Raw genomic sequence first — 14142 nt, forward strand, 5'->3', positions numbered from 1 at the left:
CGGTCGAGATGCGAACTCACTACAGGTGTAGTGATCGTTTCGGTACTCCACATAGGAGGCGTCATGTCCCGACAGCCCCGTGCCGTCGTCGTCGGAGGCGGGATCGGCGGGCTCACCGCCGGACTCGCGCTCCAGCTGCGCGGCTGGCAGGTCACCGTTCTGGAGCGGGCGGGCGAGCTGAAGCCCGTAGGCGCGGGGATATCCCTGGCGCCCAACGCGCAGCGCGCCCTCGATGTCGTCGGGCTCGGTGACGAGATCCGCTCCCTCGAGGCCTGGGAAGGGGACGGTGGGCTGCTCACGCCGAAGGGGCGCTGGCTCTCGCGGGCCGACCCGAAGCTCGCGGCCGAGCGGTTCGGTGGGTCCATCGTGCTGCTGCACCGGGCGACCCTGGTCGACAAGTTGGCGGGCCGGCTGCCCGCCGATGCTGTGCGCACCGCGTCCGACGCGCGGCTCCTCGATGCCGGTGACCCGGACGACCCGGCCCGCCCCGCGCGCGTCGGCACACCCGAAGGCGACCTGGAGGCGGAGCTCGTCGTCGGCGCCGACGGCATCAACTCCGCCGTGCGCGGCGCGCTCTTCCCCGAGCACCCCGGCACCGAGTACACCGGCTTCACCACCTGGCGCGTGCTCGTGCCGCCGCTCGGCCGCCCCTTCACCCAGCACGAGACCTGGGGCCCCGGCATGATCTGGGGCACCCACCCCTTCGCCGACGGCACCGTCTACGCGTACGCGGCGGCCATGGCCCCGGCCGGGCAGCGGGCGCCGGATGGCGACGAGAGGGCGGAACTCCGTCGTCTGTACGGGAGTTGGCACGACCCGATTCCCGCGATCCTCGACGCGGTCGAGCCGGGGCAGGTCCTTCGTCACGACGTGCATCAGATCGCCGAGCCGTTGCCCGCCTTCCACCGCGGACGCGTCGCCCTGCTCGGCGACGCCGCGCACGCCATGGCGCCGACCCTCGGCCAGGGCGGCAACCAGGCCATCGAGGACGCGGTCGTCCTCGCCCACCATGCCGCCGCCGACGGCCCGCTCGACCTGCCCGGTTACACGGCCGTACGGCTGCCCCGTACGACGGCGATCGCGCGCAAGGCCATGACCGTCAGCCGCGTCAACCTCACCGCGAACCGGCCCCTGATCGCCCTGCGCAACACGGCGATCCGCGCCGTCGGCGTGCTCGGTCCGGCCTTCCTGCTGCGCGGCATGGACGGCATCGCGGACTGGCGCCCGCCCCAGCGCGAGCCGTACACCGCCCCGTATGCTGCCCGGACGCAAGCGCGGGCCGGCACGGCCCGGCCATCGCAGGACAGGAGCACTCAGACGTGAAAGTCGGCGTCATCGGACTCGGCGACATCGCCAAGAAGGCGTACCTGCCGGTGCTCGGAGCGCGGCCCGCGCTCGAACTGCACCTGCAGACGCGGACGCCCGCGACCCTGACCGAGGTCGCGGACCAGCTCCGCGTGCCCGCGTCGCAGCGCCACGCCGACCTCGACTCGCTCCTCGCGCAGGGCCTCGACGCGGCCTTCGTGCACGCGCCCACCGCCGCCCACCCGGAGATCGTCACGCGGCTCCTGGAGGCGGGCGTTCCGACGTACGTCGACAAGCCGCTCGCCTACGAACTCGCCGAGTCCGAGCGGCTCGTCCGGCTCGCCGAGGAGCGCGGCGTGAGCCTGGCCGTCGGCTTCAACCGCCGCTACGCGCCCGGGTACGCGCAGTGCGTCGAGCACCCGCGCGAGCTGATCCTGATGCAGAAGAACCGCGTCGGGCTCCCCGAGGAGCCGCGCGCGATGGTCCTCGACGACTTCATCCACGTCGTCGACACGCTGCGCTTCCTCGTGCCGGGCCCGGTCGAGGACGTGAGCGTGCGCGCCCGCGTCGAGGGCGGCCTCCTTGAACACGTGGTGCTCCAGCTCGCGGGCGACGGTTTCACCGCGCTCGGCGTCATGAACCGGCTGAGCGGCTCCACCGAGGAGATCCTCGAGGTGTCGGGGCAGGACTCGAAGCGGCAGGTCAACAACCTCTCCGACGTCGTCGACCACAAGGGCCAGCCCTCGGTCCGCCGTCGCGGCGACTGGGTGCCGGTCGCCCGCCAGCGCGGCATCGAGCAGGCCGTGCTCGCGTTCCTCGACGGGGTGCGGGCGGGCAAGGTGCTGAGCGCGCGGGATGCGCTGGCCACGCATGAGCTGTGCGAACAGGTTGTGCGTGAGGTGCTGCGGCGGGTGTGACTCAGGGGGCTCGAATGAGCTGTTCAGCCGGCGACGGCGTTGCGGTTCGGGGCTCTGCCCCGGACCCCGCTGCTCAATCGCCGCAGGGGCTTGATTGCCGCCAGCGCCACCAGGACCGTCACCGCCCCGTGCACCGGCCACGCGCCGAACCGTACGTACAGCGTGGTGCCCCGCGCGGTCGGCATGTCGTAGACGCGGGCCGCGCTCGCCGATGTGCCGAGCCAGGCGCCGGCGCGCGTCCCGTCCGGGCCGTACACCGCGGAGACCCCGGTCAGCGTCGCGTGCACCATCGGGCGGCCGGTCTCGGCGGCCCGTACCGCCGCGAGCGAGGCGTGCTGCTCGGGCGCCCAACTGTGCTGGAACGTCGACGTCGAGGACTGCGCGAGCAGCACCTGCGCCCCGTCCCGCGTCAGCTGCCGCGTCATGTCGGGGAATGCCGACTCGAAGCAGACCAGCGGCCCGACGCGCAGCGTCCGCCCACCGTGGCGCACGTCCATCACGACCTGCCGCGTGCCGCGCATCCGGTCCTCGCCTGCCGCCTTGCCGACGGAGGTGGCCCAGCCGAGGAGCGAGCGCGCGGGCACGTACTCGCCGAAGGGGACGAGCCGCATCTTGTCGTAGTGGTCGCCGGTGAGGCCGTTCCCGCCGACGAGCACGGAACTCTTGTATATGCCCTGGCCCGAGCCGTCGGCGGCGCGACGCCGTGCGTCGACGTTGACGAGGATCTCCGCGTCCACCTCACGGGAGAGCGCGGCGAGCCGGCGGGCCAGGTCGGGGCGGCGCGGCAGGTCGTAGCCGACGCTGCTCTCGCCCCAGACGACCAGGTCCACGCCCCGGCCCGCCAGTTGACGGGTCAGCCGCACCTCCCGGTCGAAGCGGGCCTTGATGCTGCCGAGGCCGTCCACCACGCCCGGCTGCACCACCGCGATCCGCGCCTGCCCGTCCGTGTCGGGCCGCGGCGCCCACACCCACGCAACTCCGGTGACCGCGACCGTGGCGACCAGCCCCGCCACCGCCGGAACGCGGGCGCCGCGCGCGACGACGAGGAGCGTCACGCCGGTGTTCACGGCCACCACGAGCAGGCTGAGCAGCCAGACGCCGCCCACCGACGCCAGCCGCAGTGCGGGTGTCACCTGCCACTGGCTGGAGCCGAGCAGACCCCACGGGCCGCCCAACCCCTGCCAGGAACGGACCAGTTCGACCATCAGCCATCCCGAAGGGACGGCGAGGAGCGCGGTCGCCGCCTGTCCCGGCGTCGGCCGGCCGTGCAGGAGGCGGCGCAGCAACCAGCCCCACGGCGCCCACAACGCGCCGAGCAGCGCCGCGAGGACGAGCGTGAACACATGCAGGCTCGGCAGCAGCCAATGGTGCACCGCGAGCATGAACCCGAGCCCGCCGAGCCAGCCGTCGAGCGCCGCCCGGCGCGGCGTGCCGGCCGAGCGCGCGAGCAGCATCCACGGCACGAGGGCGACGTACGCGAACCACCACAGGGAGGGCGCCGGGAACGCGAGCGCGGGCAGGGCGCCCGCGCCGACCGCCGCGGCGCCGCGCCACCAACGTGATGTGTCGAGCCGCTGCCGCCACCCCTCCATGCGCCGCGCCTCCCGACTCGTACTCGTACGACCCATCGCCTCGCGCCTACAGTGTGCGCGCCGCCGACGATCAACGACAGTGGGCGGAGAGCGGGTCAGCTGCCCGCGACGGCCGGCTGGGGGACGCGGCGCCACTTCTCGTAGACCGTCACCCGGTGCAGCCGCCAGCCGCCGGCCGTACGGACGAGGTCGAAGGCGTACCGGCCGCCGCAGATGAAGTCGGGGGCGGTCGAGTCGCCGTCGCCCGCGAAGCGCATGGGGTTGAAGTAGTCGGCCCGGACGCGGCCCGTGTCGCCGATGTCGCGGTCGACGGTGTCGAAGCGGACCCGGCGGTTCACGATCAGGTGCTGGCGCATCGGGAACAGCTCCATCGTCGTCGACAGCCACTGCGCGATCTCCGCGGCGGTGCCCTCCACCCCTCCCGCCTCCCGGTAGTCGGCACGGCCCTCCGGTTCGAACAGGGCGCGGTACGCCGCCCAGTCGCCGTCGTCCACGGCCGCCGCGTAGTCCGTCACCAACTCGTCGACGGCGAGGCGGTCGAGGACGGTTGCCAGTTCCACACGCTGCGTCATCGGCTCAGTCTCGGGCCCTGGGCGCACAGAACCAAGAGGCGTGCGCCGCCAGGTCGAAAACTCCTGGGGAGCGCGGGGCGTGCGCTGTTACGGTCGCGCCATGGCAGCTGATCCGAACACGCAACTCCCGGACGGGACACCAGGACCCGTCACGGCGGACGACGTCGTGCAGGCCGTCGAGCTCGCGGTCGCCGCGCTGCGGGCCGCGGCCGACGCCGACTGGAACGCCCCGGCGGGCTCGCTCGTGTGGACGTGCTGGGAGACCGGCGAGCACCTCGCCGACGACCTCTTCTTCTACGCCGCGCAGATCGGCTCGCTGCGCCCCCTGGAGGACGACTCCGTCCGCTGGGGCTACAGCCGGCGCCGCGCCGAGGGACCGGACAACACGATCACCGTCGAGCTCGAAGCGGGTCCGTCCGCCATGCTCGGGGCCCTGGAGGCGGGCGGCGGCATCCTCGCCGCGGTGGTGCGCGCGACCCCGCCGACCGCCCGCGGATTCCACGTCTTCGGCGCCTCCGACCCCGAGGGCTTCGCCGCGATGGGCGTCGTCGAGACGCTGGTGCACGCGCACGACCTGGCGCTCGGGCTCGGCATCGCGTTCGAGCCGCCCGCCGACCTGTGCGCGCGCACGCTGCACCGCCTCTTCCCCGACGTCCCCGGTGACACCGAGCCGTGGGCGACGCTGCTGTGGGCCACGGGCCGCGGCGAGCTGGAGGACAGGGGCCGGCGCGGGAAGTGGCGCTGGTACGGTGCGCCCGCCGCGACATGATCTTCGTCCGCGTGGCCACATCCCGGCCCACGGGGACGCACTTCTGACCAGGAGGCCCCCTTGAACCGCCCCATCACGCTCGTCACCGGCGGCAGCCGAGGCATCGGCGCCGCCACGTCCGTGCGTCTCGCGCGCGAAGGCCACGATGTCGCGCTGTCCTTCGTGAGCGACAAGGACGCCGCCGAGCGCACCGCCGAGGCCGTGCGTGCCGAGGGCGCCCGCTGCGCCGTCGTACGGGCCGACACCTCCCAAGAGGCCGATGTGGAGCGCCTCTTCGACGAGGCGCGTGCCCAACTCGGGTCGCTCACCGGGCTGGTGAACAACGCGGGTGTCACCGCTCCTGTCGGCCCCTTCGCCGACGCGCGCACCGAGGACTTCCGCCGCGTCCTCGACGTCAACGTCCTCGGTGTCCTGCTGTGCTGCCGCCGCGCCGCACGCGACATGACGGCGGCGGGCGCCGGCGCCATCGTGAACGTGTCCTCCGGGGCCGCCACCATCGGCAGCCCCGGCCAGTACGTGCACTACGCCGCGTCCAAGGCGGCCGTGGACACGATCACCCTGGGCCTCGCCAAGGAGCTCGGCCCGGCGGGCGTGCGGGTCAACGGTGTGGCGCCCGGCATCATCGACACCGGGATCCACGCCACCAGCGGCACGCCCGACATCGCGCGCGAAGCGGCTCCCGGGATCCCGCTGCGGCGCCCGGGGAGGGCGGACGAGATCGCGGGGGCGATCGCCTGGCTGCTGTCGCCGGACGCGTCGTACGCGACGGGGACCGTGGTGAGGGTGGCCGGGGGACGCTGAGCGGCCCCCGGCGGGTGGAGGCGGTGGTGGCTGTGGAGACGGTCGGGGCCTGATCCGAACGGCAGGCCCTAGGCCGCTTCCACGACCTCCGCGCGCACCGCGGCCGCCCACTCCGTGACCAGCAGCGCGTACTGGGCGCGCTGCTCTCCGGTGAGTCGGCCTCCGGTGCGCAGCCACAATCCGCGGATCTGCTCGTTGACTTCCTCGGCAGACCGCACAGGACCAGAATTGACGGGCGGCATGTGCCAAGGCTACGTGCGGGCCGCCCGGTTTGGGAACCCTGAGCGAACGGTCCTGAGCGTCAAGTGACCGAAGATGTAAAGGAGTTCGCGAAAGGCCTGGTCACGCGCCGACCGCCGTCGGAAGCGCCGTCGTGGCGAGCAGCGTCAGACGGTCCGCGTCCGGGGTGCCGGGCTCGGCCGTGTAGAGCATGACGCGCAGATCGTCGCCCGCCACCGTGAGAATGTCGCAGTCCAGCGTCAGCGGGCCGACCTCCGGGTGGTCGATCGTCTTGCGCGCCGCGGCGTGCCGGCCGACGGCCCCCGAGTCCCACAGCTCGGCGAACCGCGGGCTGCGCGTGCGGAGTTCGTCGACGAGCGTGTGCAGACGCGGGTCCAGTGGGTAGCGGCTCGCGGTCGTGCGCAGGTCCGACACCAGGGCCGTCTCCATGGCCTGCCGCTCGTCGGGGGTCTGGCGGACCCGGCTCGTCGGCCCGAGGAACGTCCACCACACGCCGTTGCGCCCGTTGCCTCCCCATTCCGGGCGCTCGCCGAGCAGCGCCGTGTACAGCGGGTTCGCGAGCAGCAGCGTCCACGCCGCGTCGAACACCGCGGCCGGCGTCCCGGACAGCCGGTCCAGGAGCCGGCGCACGCCAGGGGTGAGCCGGGCCGGCACCGTCTCAAGGCCCGGCGGCGCGAGACCCGCGAGCCGGAAGAGGTGCTCACGCTCCGCGTCCGTAAGGCGCAGCGCGCGGGCCAGCGCCTCCACGACCTGGTCGGAGGGGTGGGTGGCGCGGCCCTGTTCCAGCCGGGTGACGTAGTCCGCCGAGATCCCCGCGAGCAGTGCCAGCTCCTCGCGGCGCAGCCCCGCGGCCCGCCGCTGCCCCACGGCGGCGATCCCCGCGGCCTCCGGCGGGACCCGGTCCCGCCAGCGCCGCACCGTCTCCCCGAAATCGCCGAGCTCCGCATGTGCCATGCCACCACTGTGCCCCGCCAGGGCCGGATCTTCCTGGTATCGCCGGTCCCAGGAAGACGGGACGACTGGTCGCCGGACCGCCCCCGGCGCAGCCTGGACGCATGACCACCACACTGATCACCGGGGCCAACAAGGGCCTCGGACACGAAACCGCCCGCCGCCTCGTCGAGGCGGGCCACACGGTCTACGTCGGCGCCCGCGACCCCGAGCGCGGCCGTCGCGCCGCCGAGGAGCTCGGCGCGCGGCACGTCGTCATCGACGTCACCGACGACGCCTCCGTCGCGGCCGCCGCGAAGACGATCGAGGTCGAGGGCGGCCTCGACGTACTGATCAACAACGCCGGCATCGAGGGCCGCACCGACGGCAACGGGATCGTGCTCCCGGCCGACGAGACCGTCGACACCCTGCGCCCGCTGTTCGAGACGAACGTCTTCGGCACCGTCCGCGTCACCCACGCGTTCCTGCCGCTGCTGCGCCGCTCCGTCGCCCCCGTCATCGTCAACGTCAGCAGCGGCCTGGCCTCGCTGGCCGGCGCCACCGACTCGGGGAACCCGGCGGCCGGCTACCCCGGCCTCGCCTACCCGGCCTCCAAGACCGCCGTGAACATGCTGACGGTGCAGTACGCGAAGGCGTTCCCGGAGCTGCGGATCAACGCGGTCGAGCCCGGCTTCACCAGGACCGACCTGAACGGCAACACGGGTGTCCAGACCGTCGAGCAGGGCGCCGAGATCATCGTCCGGATGGCGCGGGTCGGCGCGGACGGACCGACGGGTACGTATGTCTCCGCCGAGGGTCCGCTGCCCTGGTGACGTTCTGCCCGCGCGCCTACGGCTTGAGCACGATCTTCCCGTGGGTATGCCGGCGCTCCAACTCGCTGAAGGCCTCGCGTACTTCCTCCAGCGGGTAGGTGCGGGCGATCGGCACCTCCAGCTCGCCGCGAGAGGCCAGTCGGGCCAGTTCGCCGAGGACGACCGCGCTGGCCGCCGCGCCCTCCCCGTAGGTACGGGCGCCGACCCTGCCCGCGACCTTCCAGTCGCGGATGGTGTTGATGCGCTCGGGCCGCACCCCCAGCTCCACGGCGAGCTCGACATAACCGGTGCCGAACGTGTCGATGAACGCGTCGACCCCCCGGTCTCCCGCGGCCTCCCGGATCCGCTCCCGCACCCCGTCCCCGTACGCGAGGGGGATCACGCCCTTCTCCTTCAGCCAGCCGTGATGCGGCTCGCTCGCGAGCCCGATGACGGTGACGCCGTGGCGCCGCGCGAGCTGTACGGCCATCGACCCGACGCCGCCCGCCGCGCCGGACACCACGACCGTGTCGCCGGGGCGGAGGTCCACGGCCCATACGCAGGCGTACGCGGTGGACCCGGCGACGTACAGGGATCCGGCCACGTCCCAGGGGAGCCCGGAAGGGCGGTGCACGAGGTTCACGTCGTCGACGACGACGTACTCGGCGTGGCTGGCCCTGCGGTGCGTGAATCCGACGACCTCGTCGCCGACCCCGAAGTCCCTTACGTGGGAGCCGACTTCGACGACGACCCCGGCCAGATCGCTGCCCTGCCCCGACGGGAACGTGGCGGGCCACCGCTCGTGCAGGAAGCCTGTCCTGATGCTCACCTCGCCGGGCTGGATCCCGGCCGCCCGCACCTCGACCAGCACCTGGTCGGCCGCGGGCACGGGCCGCGGCGCGTCCTCGACCCGCAGCACATCGATCCCGCCGTACTCGTGAAACCGCACCGCTCGCATCCCGCGCCCACCCGTCCCGTTCGGATCAACTGTGACGTGGGTCGCAACACTTGGGGCGCCCGGTCTCTTCCCCGGGGTGGTCCCTTTCCCGGGTCTGTTTCTCTTGGTCGCTCTCTTCCGGATCCGCTCAGCCCGCCGACTCTGCGGCATGCGGGCTGAGTACGCCCACGCTCACCAGGATGAACAGGGCGATGCCGAGGATGATCCGGTAGTACACGAACGGCATGAAGCTGCGCGTCGAGATGAACTTCATGAGCCAGGCGATCACCGCGTATCCGACGCCGAAGGCGATCAGTGTGGCGAACACCGTGGGGCCCCAGGAGACGTGGCCGCCCTCGCTCGCGTCCTTGAGCTCGAAGACGCCCGAGGCCAGGACCGCCGGGATCGCCAGGAGGAAGGAGTAGCGGGCCGCGGACTCACGGGTGTAGCCGAGGAAGAGGCCGCCGCTGATCGTGGCGCCGGAGCGGGAGACGCCGGGGATGAGGGCGAGTGCCTGGCACAGGCCGTAGATCAGGCCGTCCTTGACCGAGAGATCCTTGAGTTCCTTGCGGGTGTGGGCCACACGGTGGCGACCGCCCGTCTCGTCGCGGGCCGCCAGCCGGTCGGCGATGCCGAGGACGACGCCCATCACGATCAGCGTCGTCGCGGTGAGCCGCAGATCGCGGAACGGGCCCTCGATCTGGTCCTTGAACGTCACGCCGAGCACCCCGATCGGGATCGAGCCGACGATCACCAGCCAGCCCATCTGCGCGTCGTGGTCGCCCCGCATCGTCTTGTCGGTGAGGGACCTGAACCACGCCGAGATGATCCGCGCGATGTCCTTGCGGAAGTAGATGACGACCGCGGTCTCGGTGCCGAGCTGGGTGATCGCCGTGAAGGCGGCGCCGGGGTCGTGCCAGCCCGCGAACGCGGCCGTGAGGCGCAGATGGGCGCTCGACGAGATCGGCAGGAACTCCGTGAGCCCCTGGACGAGCCCGAGGATGAATGATTCGAACCAGGACATGAGGTGGGTACGCGATCCAGGTGCTCGGCGGAACCGGCCGCGAACGCGGGCCAGGCGGGGCGGCGCGAACTCCCGTCACACCGGGCCCGGGGTACGCGTGGGGCAGAGTAGCGTTCGAAAGTGACGGGAGCACCACAGCGGAGTGAGCGGAGCCTTTACAGGGCCCATTCAGGCCCCTTTGCAGGCCCGCACGCAGGCCCCTTTGCAGGCCCCCTTACAAACCCCTTTACAGGCCCGGCCGTTGGGCCCGAAGGAGCGCGTCCCCCGTCGGCGTACGGAAGTAGAGCACCGAGCGGCCCGCCCTGCGCCGCTGTACGAGACGGGCCGCGTGCAGCACCTTCAGGTGGCGGCCCACCGAGCCGAGGCCCTGTCCTGTGAGGGCCACCAACTGGCTGGTGGTCAGCGGCTGTTCGAGGAGGACGAGGACCTGCGCGCGGGCCGCGCCGAGCAGCGCCGCGAGTCCGCCGGGCGGCGCCGCCCTGTCGACGTCCGCGAGGGCGCCCGCGCACGGGTAGACGACGGCGTACCGGTCGACCGGAACCCGCTCCGGCCATGACACCCAGCCCTGCTTCGGTGTGACCGGGACGAACAGCAGCTGTGTGCCGGCGATGTCCCGTGGCGGGTAGTCATGTGCGTTGATCCGGAGCCGGCCCTCGCCGAGCCAGCCCATCGTGGGGCGCATCCCGCCGAAGGCCGCCGCCCAGCCGCCCCGCGTCAACTCCCTTGTCCTGGCGAGGACATCGGCCTCGATGATCCGGCGGCGCCGCGGCCACTCCGGGAGGACCGTCTCCTGCCACACCCACGCGAGCAGCGCCGCCGCGCGCTCCGCCAGGTCATCGGCGTGGGCGAGCGCGTCGGGCAGCGGGCCGGGGGAGGAGACCGCGAGGTCGGCGCGGACGGCCGCCGGCGACGTGGCCCGTATCCGCGCGAGGCCGTCCGCCAGATCGTCCTCGCGGGCGCCGTCGGGTGTGGGCGTCATGAAGTCGGCGATCCACCGCGCCCCGAACGCGGCGCCCAGCAGCAGCGCCGTCGTCGGCTCCGCGGCGAGCCGCGCGCGGTAGGCGGGCAGATGGGCGTCCAGCCAGCGCCGCTCGCCGGGGTGCGCGGCGACGGGATCGGCCAGCTTCTTCAGGCTCGCGGTCGCCTCGGCGAGCCGCGACACGATGAACCGGCTGCCCGCGAGCGTGTCCGCGTCGACCTGCCAGATACCCACGGCCGCCCCGTCGTTTCGCCGGCTCCGTCGTTTCGCCAGTGCGCGAAACATTAACGCCCCCTGTCCGCCGCCCCGCAGCCTCCCCTCATGGACACCTACCGGGAGCTGTTCCGCACGCCCGAATACCCCTCTCTCTTCGCCACCGTCTCGCTCCAGGTCGCCGGGCAGACGGTCAGCGGGCTCGCCCTCGGCTCGCTCGTCTACGCCTCGACCGGATCGCCGCTGCTGTCCGCGCTCGCCATGTTCGGGCCCTCGCTCGCTCAGGTCGTGGGCGCGCTCACGCTGCTCTCCGCGGCGGACCGGGTGCCGCCGCGCGCCGCCCTCGTCGGGCTCGCGCTCTTCCTCGGCCTCGCCACGGCGACGCAGGCGACGCCCGGTCTTCCGACGGCCGCGGCCCTCGCGCTCGTCCTCGTCCAGGGTGTGCCGTCGGCGCTCGGCGGCGGGGTCCGCTACGGCCTGCTCACCGACATGCTCCCCCGCGACGGCTATCTGCTCGGCCGCTCCGTCCTCAACATGAGCGCGGGCATCTGCCAGATCCTCGGATACGCCCTGGGCGGCCTGCTCGTCGCCGTGCTGTCGGCGCGCGGCACGCTCCTCGTCGGCGCCGGGCTCTACGTGCTCGCCGCGGTGGTCGCGCGCTGCGGACTGTCCCGGCACCCGGCGCGCGCCGCCGGTCGCCCGTCCCCGCGCGAGACGATGCGCGGCAACGCCGCCCTGTGGTCCTCGGTCCCGCGCCGGTACGTCTATCTCGCGCTGTGGGTGCCCAACGGCCTGATCGTCGGCTGCGAGGCGCTGTTCGTCCCCTACGACACCGGGCACGCGGGAGTGCTGCTCGCGAGCGCCGCCCTGGGCATGCTCGCCGGGGACATCCTCACCGGCCGTTTCCTGCCGCCCCGGTGGCGCGCCCGGCTCGCCGCACCGCTGCGGCTGCTGCTCGCCGCCCCGTACCTGGTGTTCGCCCTGCGGCCCGCCCTGCCGTTCGCCGTGGCGGCGGTCGCCCTCGCCTCGGTCGGCTTCTCGGCGGGCCTGCTGCTGCAAGAGCGGCTGATGGCGCTGACCCCGGAGCGCCTGAGCGGGCACGCCCTCGGGCTGCACACCGCGGGCATGCTGACCATGCAGGGAGTGGGCGCGGTGCTCGCGGGCGCGCTGGCCCAGGCGACCTCGCCCGGCACCGCGATGACGGTGCTCGCCGTGGCCTCCGTCGCGGTGACGCTGAGCCTCGGCAGGGGTCTCAAGGGGGAGCCGGCCAGTCCTGAGCAGCCGATCAGTCCTGGGGAGCCGGTCAGTCCTCCTGCGGCGTCCGCTTCCGCAGCTGATGGCGCTTGCACCACGCCACGACCGCGCCCGCGCACCCCGTGACGACGATGAAGCCCATCGCGATCAGGAAGATGGGGGACGTGGGCGTCGAGGCGCGGGCGCCCGCCACCACGTACGCCGCCGTGTTCGGGATCGAGCCGAGCGCCGTGGCGAGGAGGAACGGGACGATGCTCATCTTGGAGATCGACGCGCAGTAGTTCGCCGCCCAGAACGGGATGCCGGGAAAGAGCCGGGCCGCGAGCATCGACCGGAAGGCGTGCTCGCTGAGCTGCCCGTCCGCCGCCTTCAGCCAGCGCCCGCGCAGCAGCGGCCGCAGCGCGTCCTGGCCGAGCAGCCGACCGAGCAGGAAGGCGAGCCCGGCGCCGAGCACCGTCCCGCCGATCGCGCCGAGCAGCCCTAGCTGGGAGCCGAACAGGGCGCCCGCCGCCAGGTTGAGCAGGGGTCTCGGGACGAACGCGACCGTGCACACGCCGTACGCCACCGCGAACAGGACGACCGCCGCCGCCCCGTTCACCTGCGGCGGCCAGCCCTGCGTGATCAGCTGCTGCGGCTCGAAGAGCAGCACGCACGTCGCGCCCGCGGCCAGCAGCAGCACCAGCAGCGAAAGCCGCGACCACGGCGACAGCAGCGCCTGGCCGCAGCGGGCGGCGAGCCCGGCGGGACGGGCGGGGACGGTCTCGAACATCCGGGGAGACTAACCGACCCCCACATAAGATCGCCGTAGGTTGTGTCTCACTTTCCCGGCTCTTGCCCCAGTTGCGAGGAGCGTCACGTGCCCGTCACCGCGCCGCCCAGCGTTCTCGCCGACACCCTGCTCGCCCGGCTCCCCGAGGTGTACGGCGCGGCCGCCGACCCCGAGCGGGCCGTGCAGATGCGCGCGTACATGAAGGACGTGGCCCCCTTTCTCGGCCTCACCTCGCCCGTGCGCCGGGAGCTGACCAAGGCCGTGCTCGACGGCACGCCGCGTCCCGACGAGAGCGACCTCACCGCCGTCGCGCTGCGCTGCTGGGCGCTGCCCGAGCGCGAGTACGCCTACTTCGGGATCGACTACCTGCGCCGCCATGTGCGACGCCTCACATCCGGCTTCCTGCCCGTCGCGCGCGAACTGGTCACGACCGTGCCGTGGTGGGACACGGTGGACCATCTGGCGGCGCACATCGTCGGCGGCCTCGTCGCGGCCGACCCGAAGCTGCGCGCCGACATGGACGCGTGGATCGGGGACGAGGACCTCTGGGTCGCCAGGGCGGCGCTCCTGCACCAGCTCCGTCACAAGGACGCCACCGACACCGACCGGCTCTTCGCCTACTGCCTGCGGCAGTCCGGACACCCCGACTTCTTCATCCGCAAGGCGATCGGCTGGGCCCTGCGCGAATACGCCAAGACCGACGCCGACGCCGTACGGTCCTTCGTCGCCGCGCACCGCGACACCCTCAGCCCGCTCTCGGTGCGCGAGGCCCTGAAGAACGTAGGCGCGTAACTCCCGTACGGGGCGCGGAAAATCGTTCGACGCGGGGCGCCGCGTCGGAGAAGATCTGCCACATGTTCCGGCACGCCTTCCACGCAGCTCCGTCCGCAGTCGCGGACGCAGCTCAGGCTGCCGTCTTCCTGACCGCCGCCGCAGCTGACGGCGCGCGAAGCTGACCCTCTCCGGACACTCCGGCGGACCCCGCAGGGGGAGGGTCGGTCCGGCTCAGGGGTCCCCGCCTCCCGCTT

The 14142-nt window shown here is 73.2% G+C and carries 15 protein-coding genes; 7 read left to right on the forward strand and 8 right to left on the reverse strand.

Features of this window, described 5'->3' with window-relative positions; translation table 11 throughout:
• The first annotated feature begins 63 nt into the window (after positions 1 to 63).
• Both OG746_RS35015 and OG746_RS35020 read left to right on the forward strand, forming a co-directional pair.
• Positions 64 to 1323 (forward strand): FAD-dependent monooxygenase, encoded by a 1260-nt coding sequence (locus OG746_RS35015; protein ID WP_266722101.1) that lies wholly within the window; start codon positions 64 to 66, stop codon positions 1321 to 1323.
• The gene (locus OG746_RS35020; protein ID WP_266722103.1) at positions 1320 to 2222 is read left to right on the forward strand and encodes a Gfo/Idh/MocA family protein; all 903 of its coding nucleotides are present in this window, start codon (positions 1320 to 1322) and stop codon (positions 2220 to 2222) included. The genes OG746_RS35015 and OG746_RS35020 overlap by 4 nt, the downstream gene beginning before the upstream one ends.
• Positions 2223 to 2245: 23 nt before the next feature.
• On the opposite strand, the gene lnt is transcribed toward OG746_RS35020, so the two are convergent.
• On the reverse strand, positions 2246 to 3814 hold the full coding sequence (gene lnt / locus OG746_RS35025) for an apolipoprotein N-acyltransferase (RefSeq protein WP_266722105.1): 1569 nt from the start codon (positions 3812 to 3814) through the stop codon (positions 2246 to 2248).
• 95 nt (positions 3815 to 3909) lie between these two features.
• Positions 3910 to 4386 (reverse strand): nuclear transport factor 2 family protein, encoded by a 477-nt coding sequence (locus OG746_RS35030; protein ID WP_266722107.1) that lies wholly within the window; start codon positions 4384 to 4386, stop codon positions 3910 to 3912.
• 100 nt (positions 4387 to 4486) lie between these two features.
• On the opposite strand from OG746_RS35030, the gene OG746_RS35035 reads away from it, so the two are divergent.
• On the forward strand, positions 4487 to 5155 hold the full coding sequence (locus OG746_RS35035) for a maleylpyruvate isomerase N-terminal domain-containing protein (RefSeq protein WP_266722109.1): 669 nt from the start codon (positions 4487 to 4489) through the stop codon (positions 5153 to 5155).
• 60 nt (positions 5156 to 5215) lie between these two features.
• Positions 5216 to 5956 carry an SDR family NAD(P)-dependent oxidoreductase gene (locus OG746_RS35040; RefSeq protein ID WP_266722111.1) on the forward strand — a complete coding sequence of 247 codons (741 nt, stop codon included), beginning with the start codon at positions 5216 to 5218 and terminating at the stop codon, positions 5954 to 5956.
• A gap of 68 nt (positions 5957 to 6024) precedes the next feature.
• Here OG746_RS35040 and OG746_RS35045 read toward each other — a convergent pair whose 3' ends face one another.
• Together OG746_RS35045 and OG746_RS35050 are read right to left on the reverse strand one after the other, a co-directional pair.
• Positions 6025 to 6198, reverse strand: a complete 174-nt coding sequence (locus OG746_RS35045) for a hypothetical protein (RefSeq protein ID WP_266722113.1) — start codon at positions 6196 to 6198, stop codon at positions 6025 to 6027.
• Between the two features lie 100 nt (positions 6199 to 6298).
• Entirely contained in the window at positions 6299 to 7150 is an 852-nt protein-coding gene (locus tag OG746_RS35050; protein WP_266722115.1) for a helix-turn-helix transcriptional regulator, read from the reverse strand.
• A gap of 101 nt (positions 7151 to 7251) precedes the next feature.
• Here OG746_RS35050 and OG746_RS35055 point away from each other — a divergent pair, with 101 nt between their 5' ends.
• The gene (locus tag OG746_RS35055) at positions 7252 to 7959 is read left to right on the forward strand and encodes an SDR family NAD(P)-dependent oxidoreductase (protein ID WP_266722117.1); all 708 of its coding nucleotides are present in this window, start codon (positions 7252 to 7254) and stop codon (positions 7957 to 7959) included.
• Positions 7960 to 7975: 16 nt separating this feature from the next.
• Here OG746_RS35055 and OG746_RS35060 read toward each other — a convergent pair whose 3' ends face one another.
• The 3 genes from OG746_RS35060 to OG746_RS35070 all read right to left on the reverse strand — a co-directional run bounded on the left by OG746_RS35060 (position 7976) and on the right by OG746_RS35070 (position 11112).
• Complete coding sequence (locus tag OG746_RS35060; protein WP_266722119.1) at positions 7976 to 8896, reverse strand: NADP-dependent oxidoreductase; 921 nt, start codon at positions 8894 to 8896, stop codon at positions 7976 to 7978.
• A 127-nt stretch (positions 8897 to 9023) separates the two neighbouring features.
• The gene (locus OG746_RS35065) at positions 9024 to 9899 is read right to left on the reverse strand and encodes an undecaprenyl-diphosphate phosphatase (protein WP_266722121.1); all 876 of its coding nucleotides are present in this window, start codon (positions 9897 to 9899) and stop codon (positions 9024 to 9026) included.
• 226 nt (positions 9900 to 10125) lie between these two features.
• Positions 10126 to 11112 carry an ArsR/SmtB family transcription factor gene (locus OG746_RS35070; RefSeq protein ID WP_266722123.1) on the reverse strand — a complete coding sequence of 329 codons (987 nt, stop codon included), beginning with the start codon at positions 11110 to 11112 and terminating at the stop codon, positions 10126 to 10128.
• 87 nt (positions 11113 to 11199) lie between these two features.
• Here OG746_RS35070 and OG746_RS35075 point away from each other — a divergent pair, with 87 nt between their 5' ends.
• Positions 11200 to 12471 carry an MFS transporter gene (locus OG746_RS35075; RefSeq protein WP_266722125.1) on the forward strand — a complete coding sequence of 424 codons (1272 nt, stop codon included), beginning with the start codon at positions 11200 to 11202 and terminating at the stop codon, positions 12469 to 12471.
• Here the strand turns inward: OG746_RS35075 and OG746_RS35080 are convergent.
• A complete protein-coding gene (locus OG746_RS35080; RefSeq protein WP_266722127.1) occupies positions 12395 to 13114 on the reverse strand; it encodes a TVP38/TMEM64 family protein in 720 nt (239 codons plus the stop codon). The two genes, OG746_RS35075 and OG746_RS35080, sit on opposite strands and share 77 nt — an antisense overlap.
• Positions 13115 to 13201: 87 nt before the next feature.
• On the opposite strand from OG746_RS35080, the gene OG746_RS35085 reads away from it, so the two are divergent.
• On the forward strand, positions 13202 to 13906 hold the full coding sequence (locus tag OG746_RS35085; RefSeq protein ID WP_266722129.1) for a DNA alkylation repair protein: 705 nt from the start codon (positions 13202 to 13204) through the stop codon (positions 13904 to 13906).
• Positions 13907 to 14142: the final 236 nt, after the last annotated feature.

The organism is Streptomyces sp. NBC_01016 (genome assembly GCF_026341035.1).
Taxonomy (GTDB): Bacteria; Actinomycetota; Actinomycetes; order Streptomycetales; family Streptomycetaceae; genus Streptomyces.

Bases quoted from the DNA above. Each gene is read 5' to 3' on its own strand.
- OG746_RS35030 (WP_266722107.1), bottom strand. From the start codon at position 4,386: ATGACGCAGCGTGTGGAACTGGCAACCGTCCTCGACCGCCTCGCCGTC.
- lnt (WP_266722105.1), bottom strand. From the start codon at position 3,814: ATGGAGGGGTGGCGGCAGCGGCTCGACACATCACGTTGGTGGCGCGGC.
- OG746_RS35080 (WP_266722127.1), bottom strand. From the start codon at position 13,114: ATGTTCGAGACCGTCCCCGCCCGTCCCGCCGGGCTCGCCGCCCGCTGC.
- OG746_RS35015 (WP_266722101.1), top strand. From the start codon at position 64: ATGTCCCGACAGCCCCGTGCCGTCGTCGTCGGAGGCGGGATCGGCGGG.
- OG746_RS35035 (WP_266722109.1), top strand. From the start codon at position 4,487: ATGGCAGCTGATCCGAACACGCAACTCCCGGACGGGACACCAGGACCC.
- OG746_RS35065 (WP_266722121.1), bottom strand. From the start codon at position 9,899: ATGTCCTGGTTCGAATCATTCATCCTCGGGCTCGTCCAGGGGCTCACG.
- OG746_RS35055 (WP_266722117.1), top strand. From the start codon at position 7,252: ATGACCACCACACTGATCACCGGGGCCAACAAGGGCCTCGGACACGAA.
- OG746_RS35060 (WP_266722119.1), bottom strand. From the start codon at position 8,896: ATGCGAGCGGTGCGGTTTCACGAGTACGGCGGGATCGATGTGCTGCGG.
- OG746_RS35075 (WP_266722125.1), top strand. From the start codon at position 11,200: ATGGACACCTACCGGGAGCTGTTCCGCACGCCCGAATACCCCTCTCTC.
- OG746_RS35045 (WP_266722113.1), bottom strand. From the start codon at position 6,198: ATGCCGCCCGTCAATTCTGGTCCTGTGCGGTCTGCCGAGGAAGTCAAC.
- OG746_RS35050 (WP_266722115.1), bottom strand. From the start codon at position 7,150: ATGGCACATGCGGAGCTCGGCGATTTCGGGGAGACGGTGCGGCGCTGG.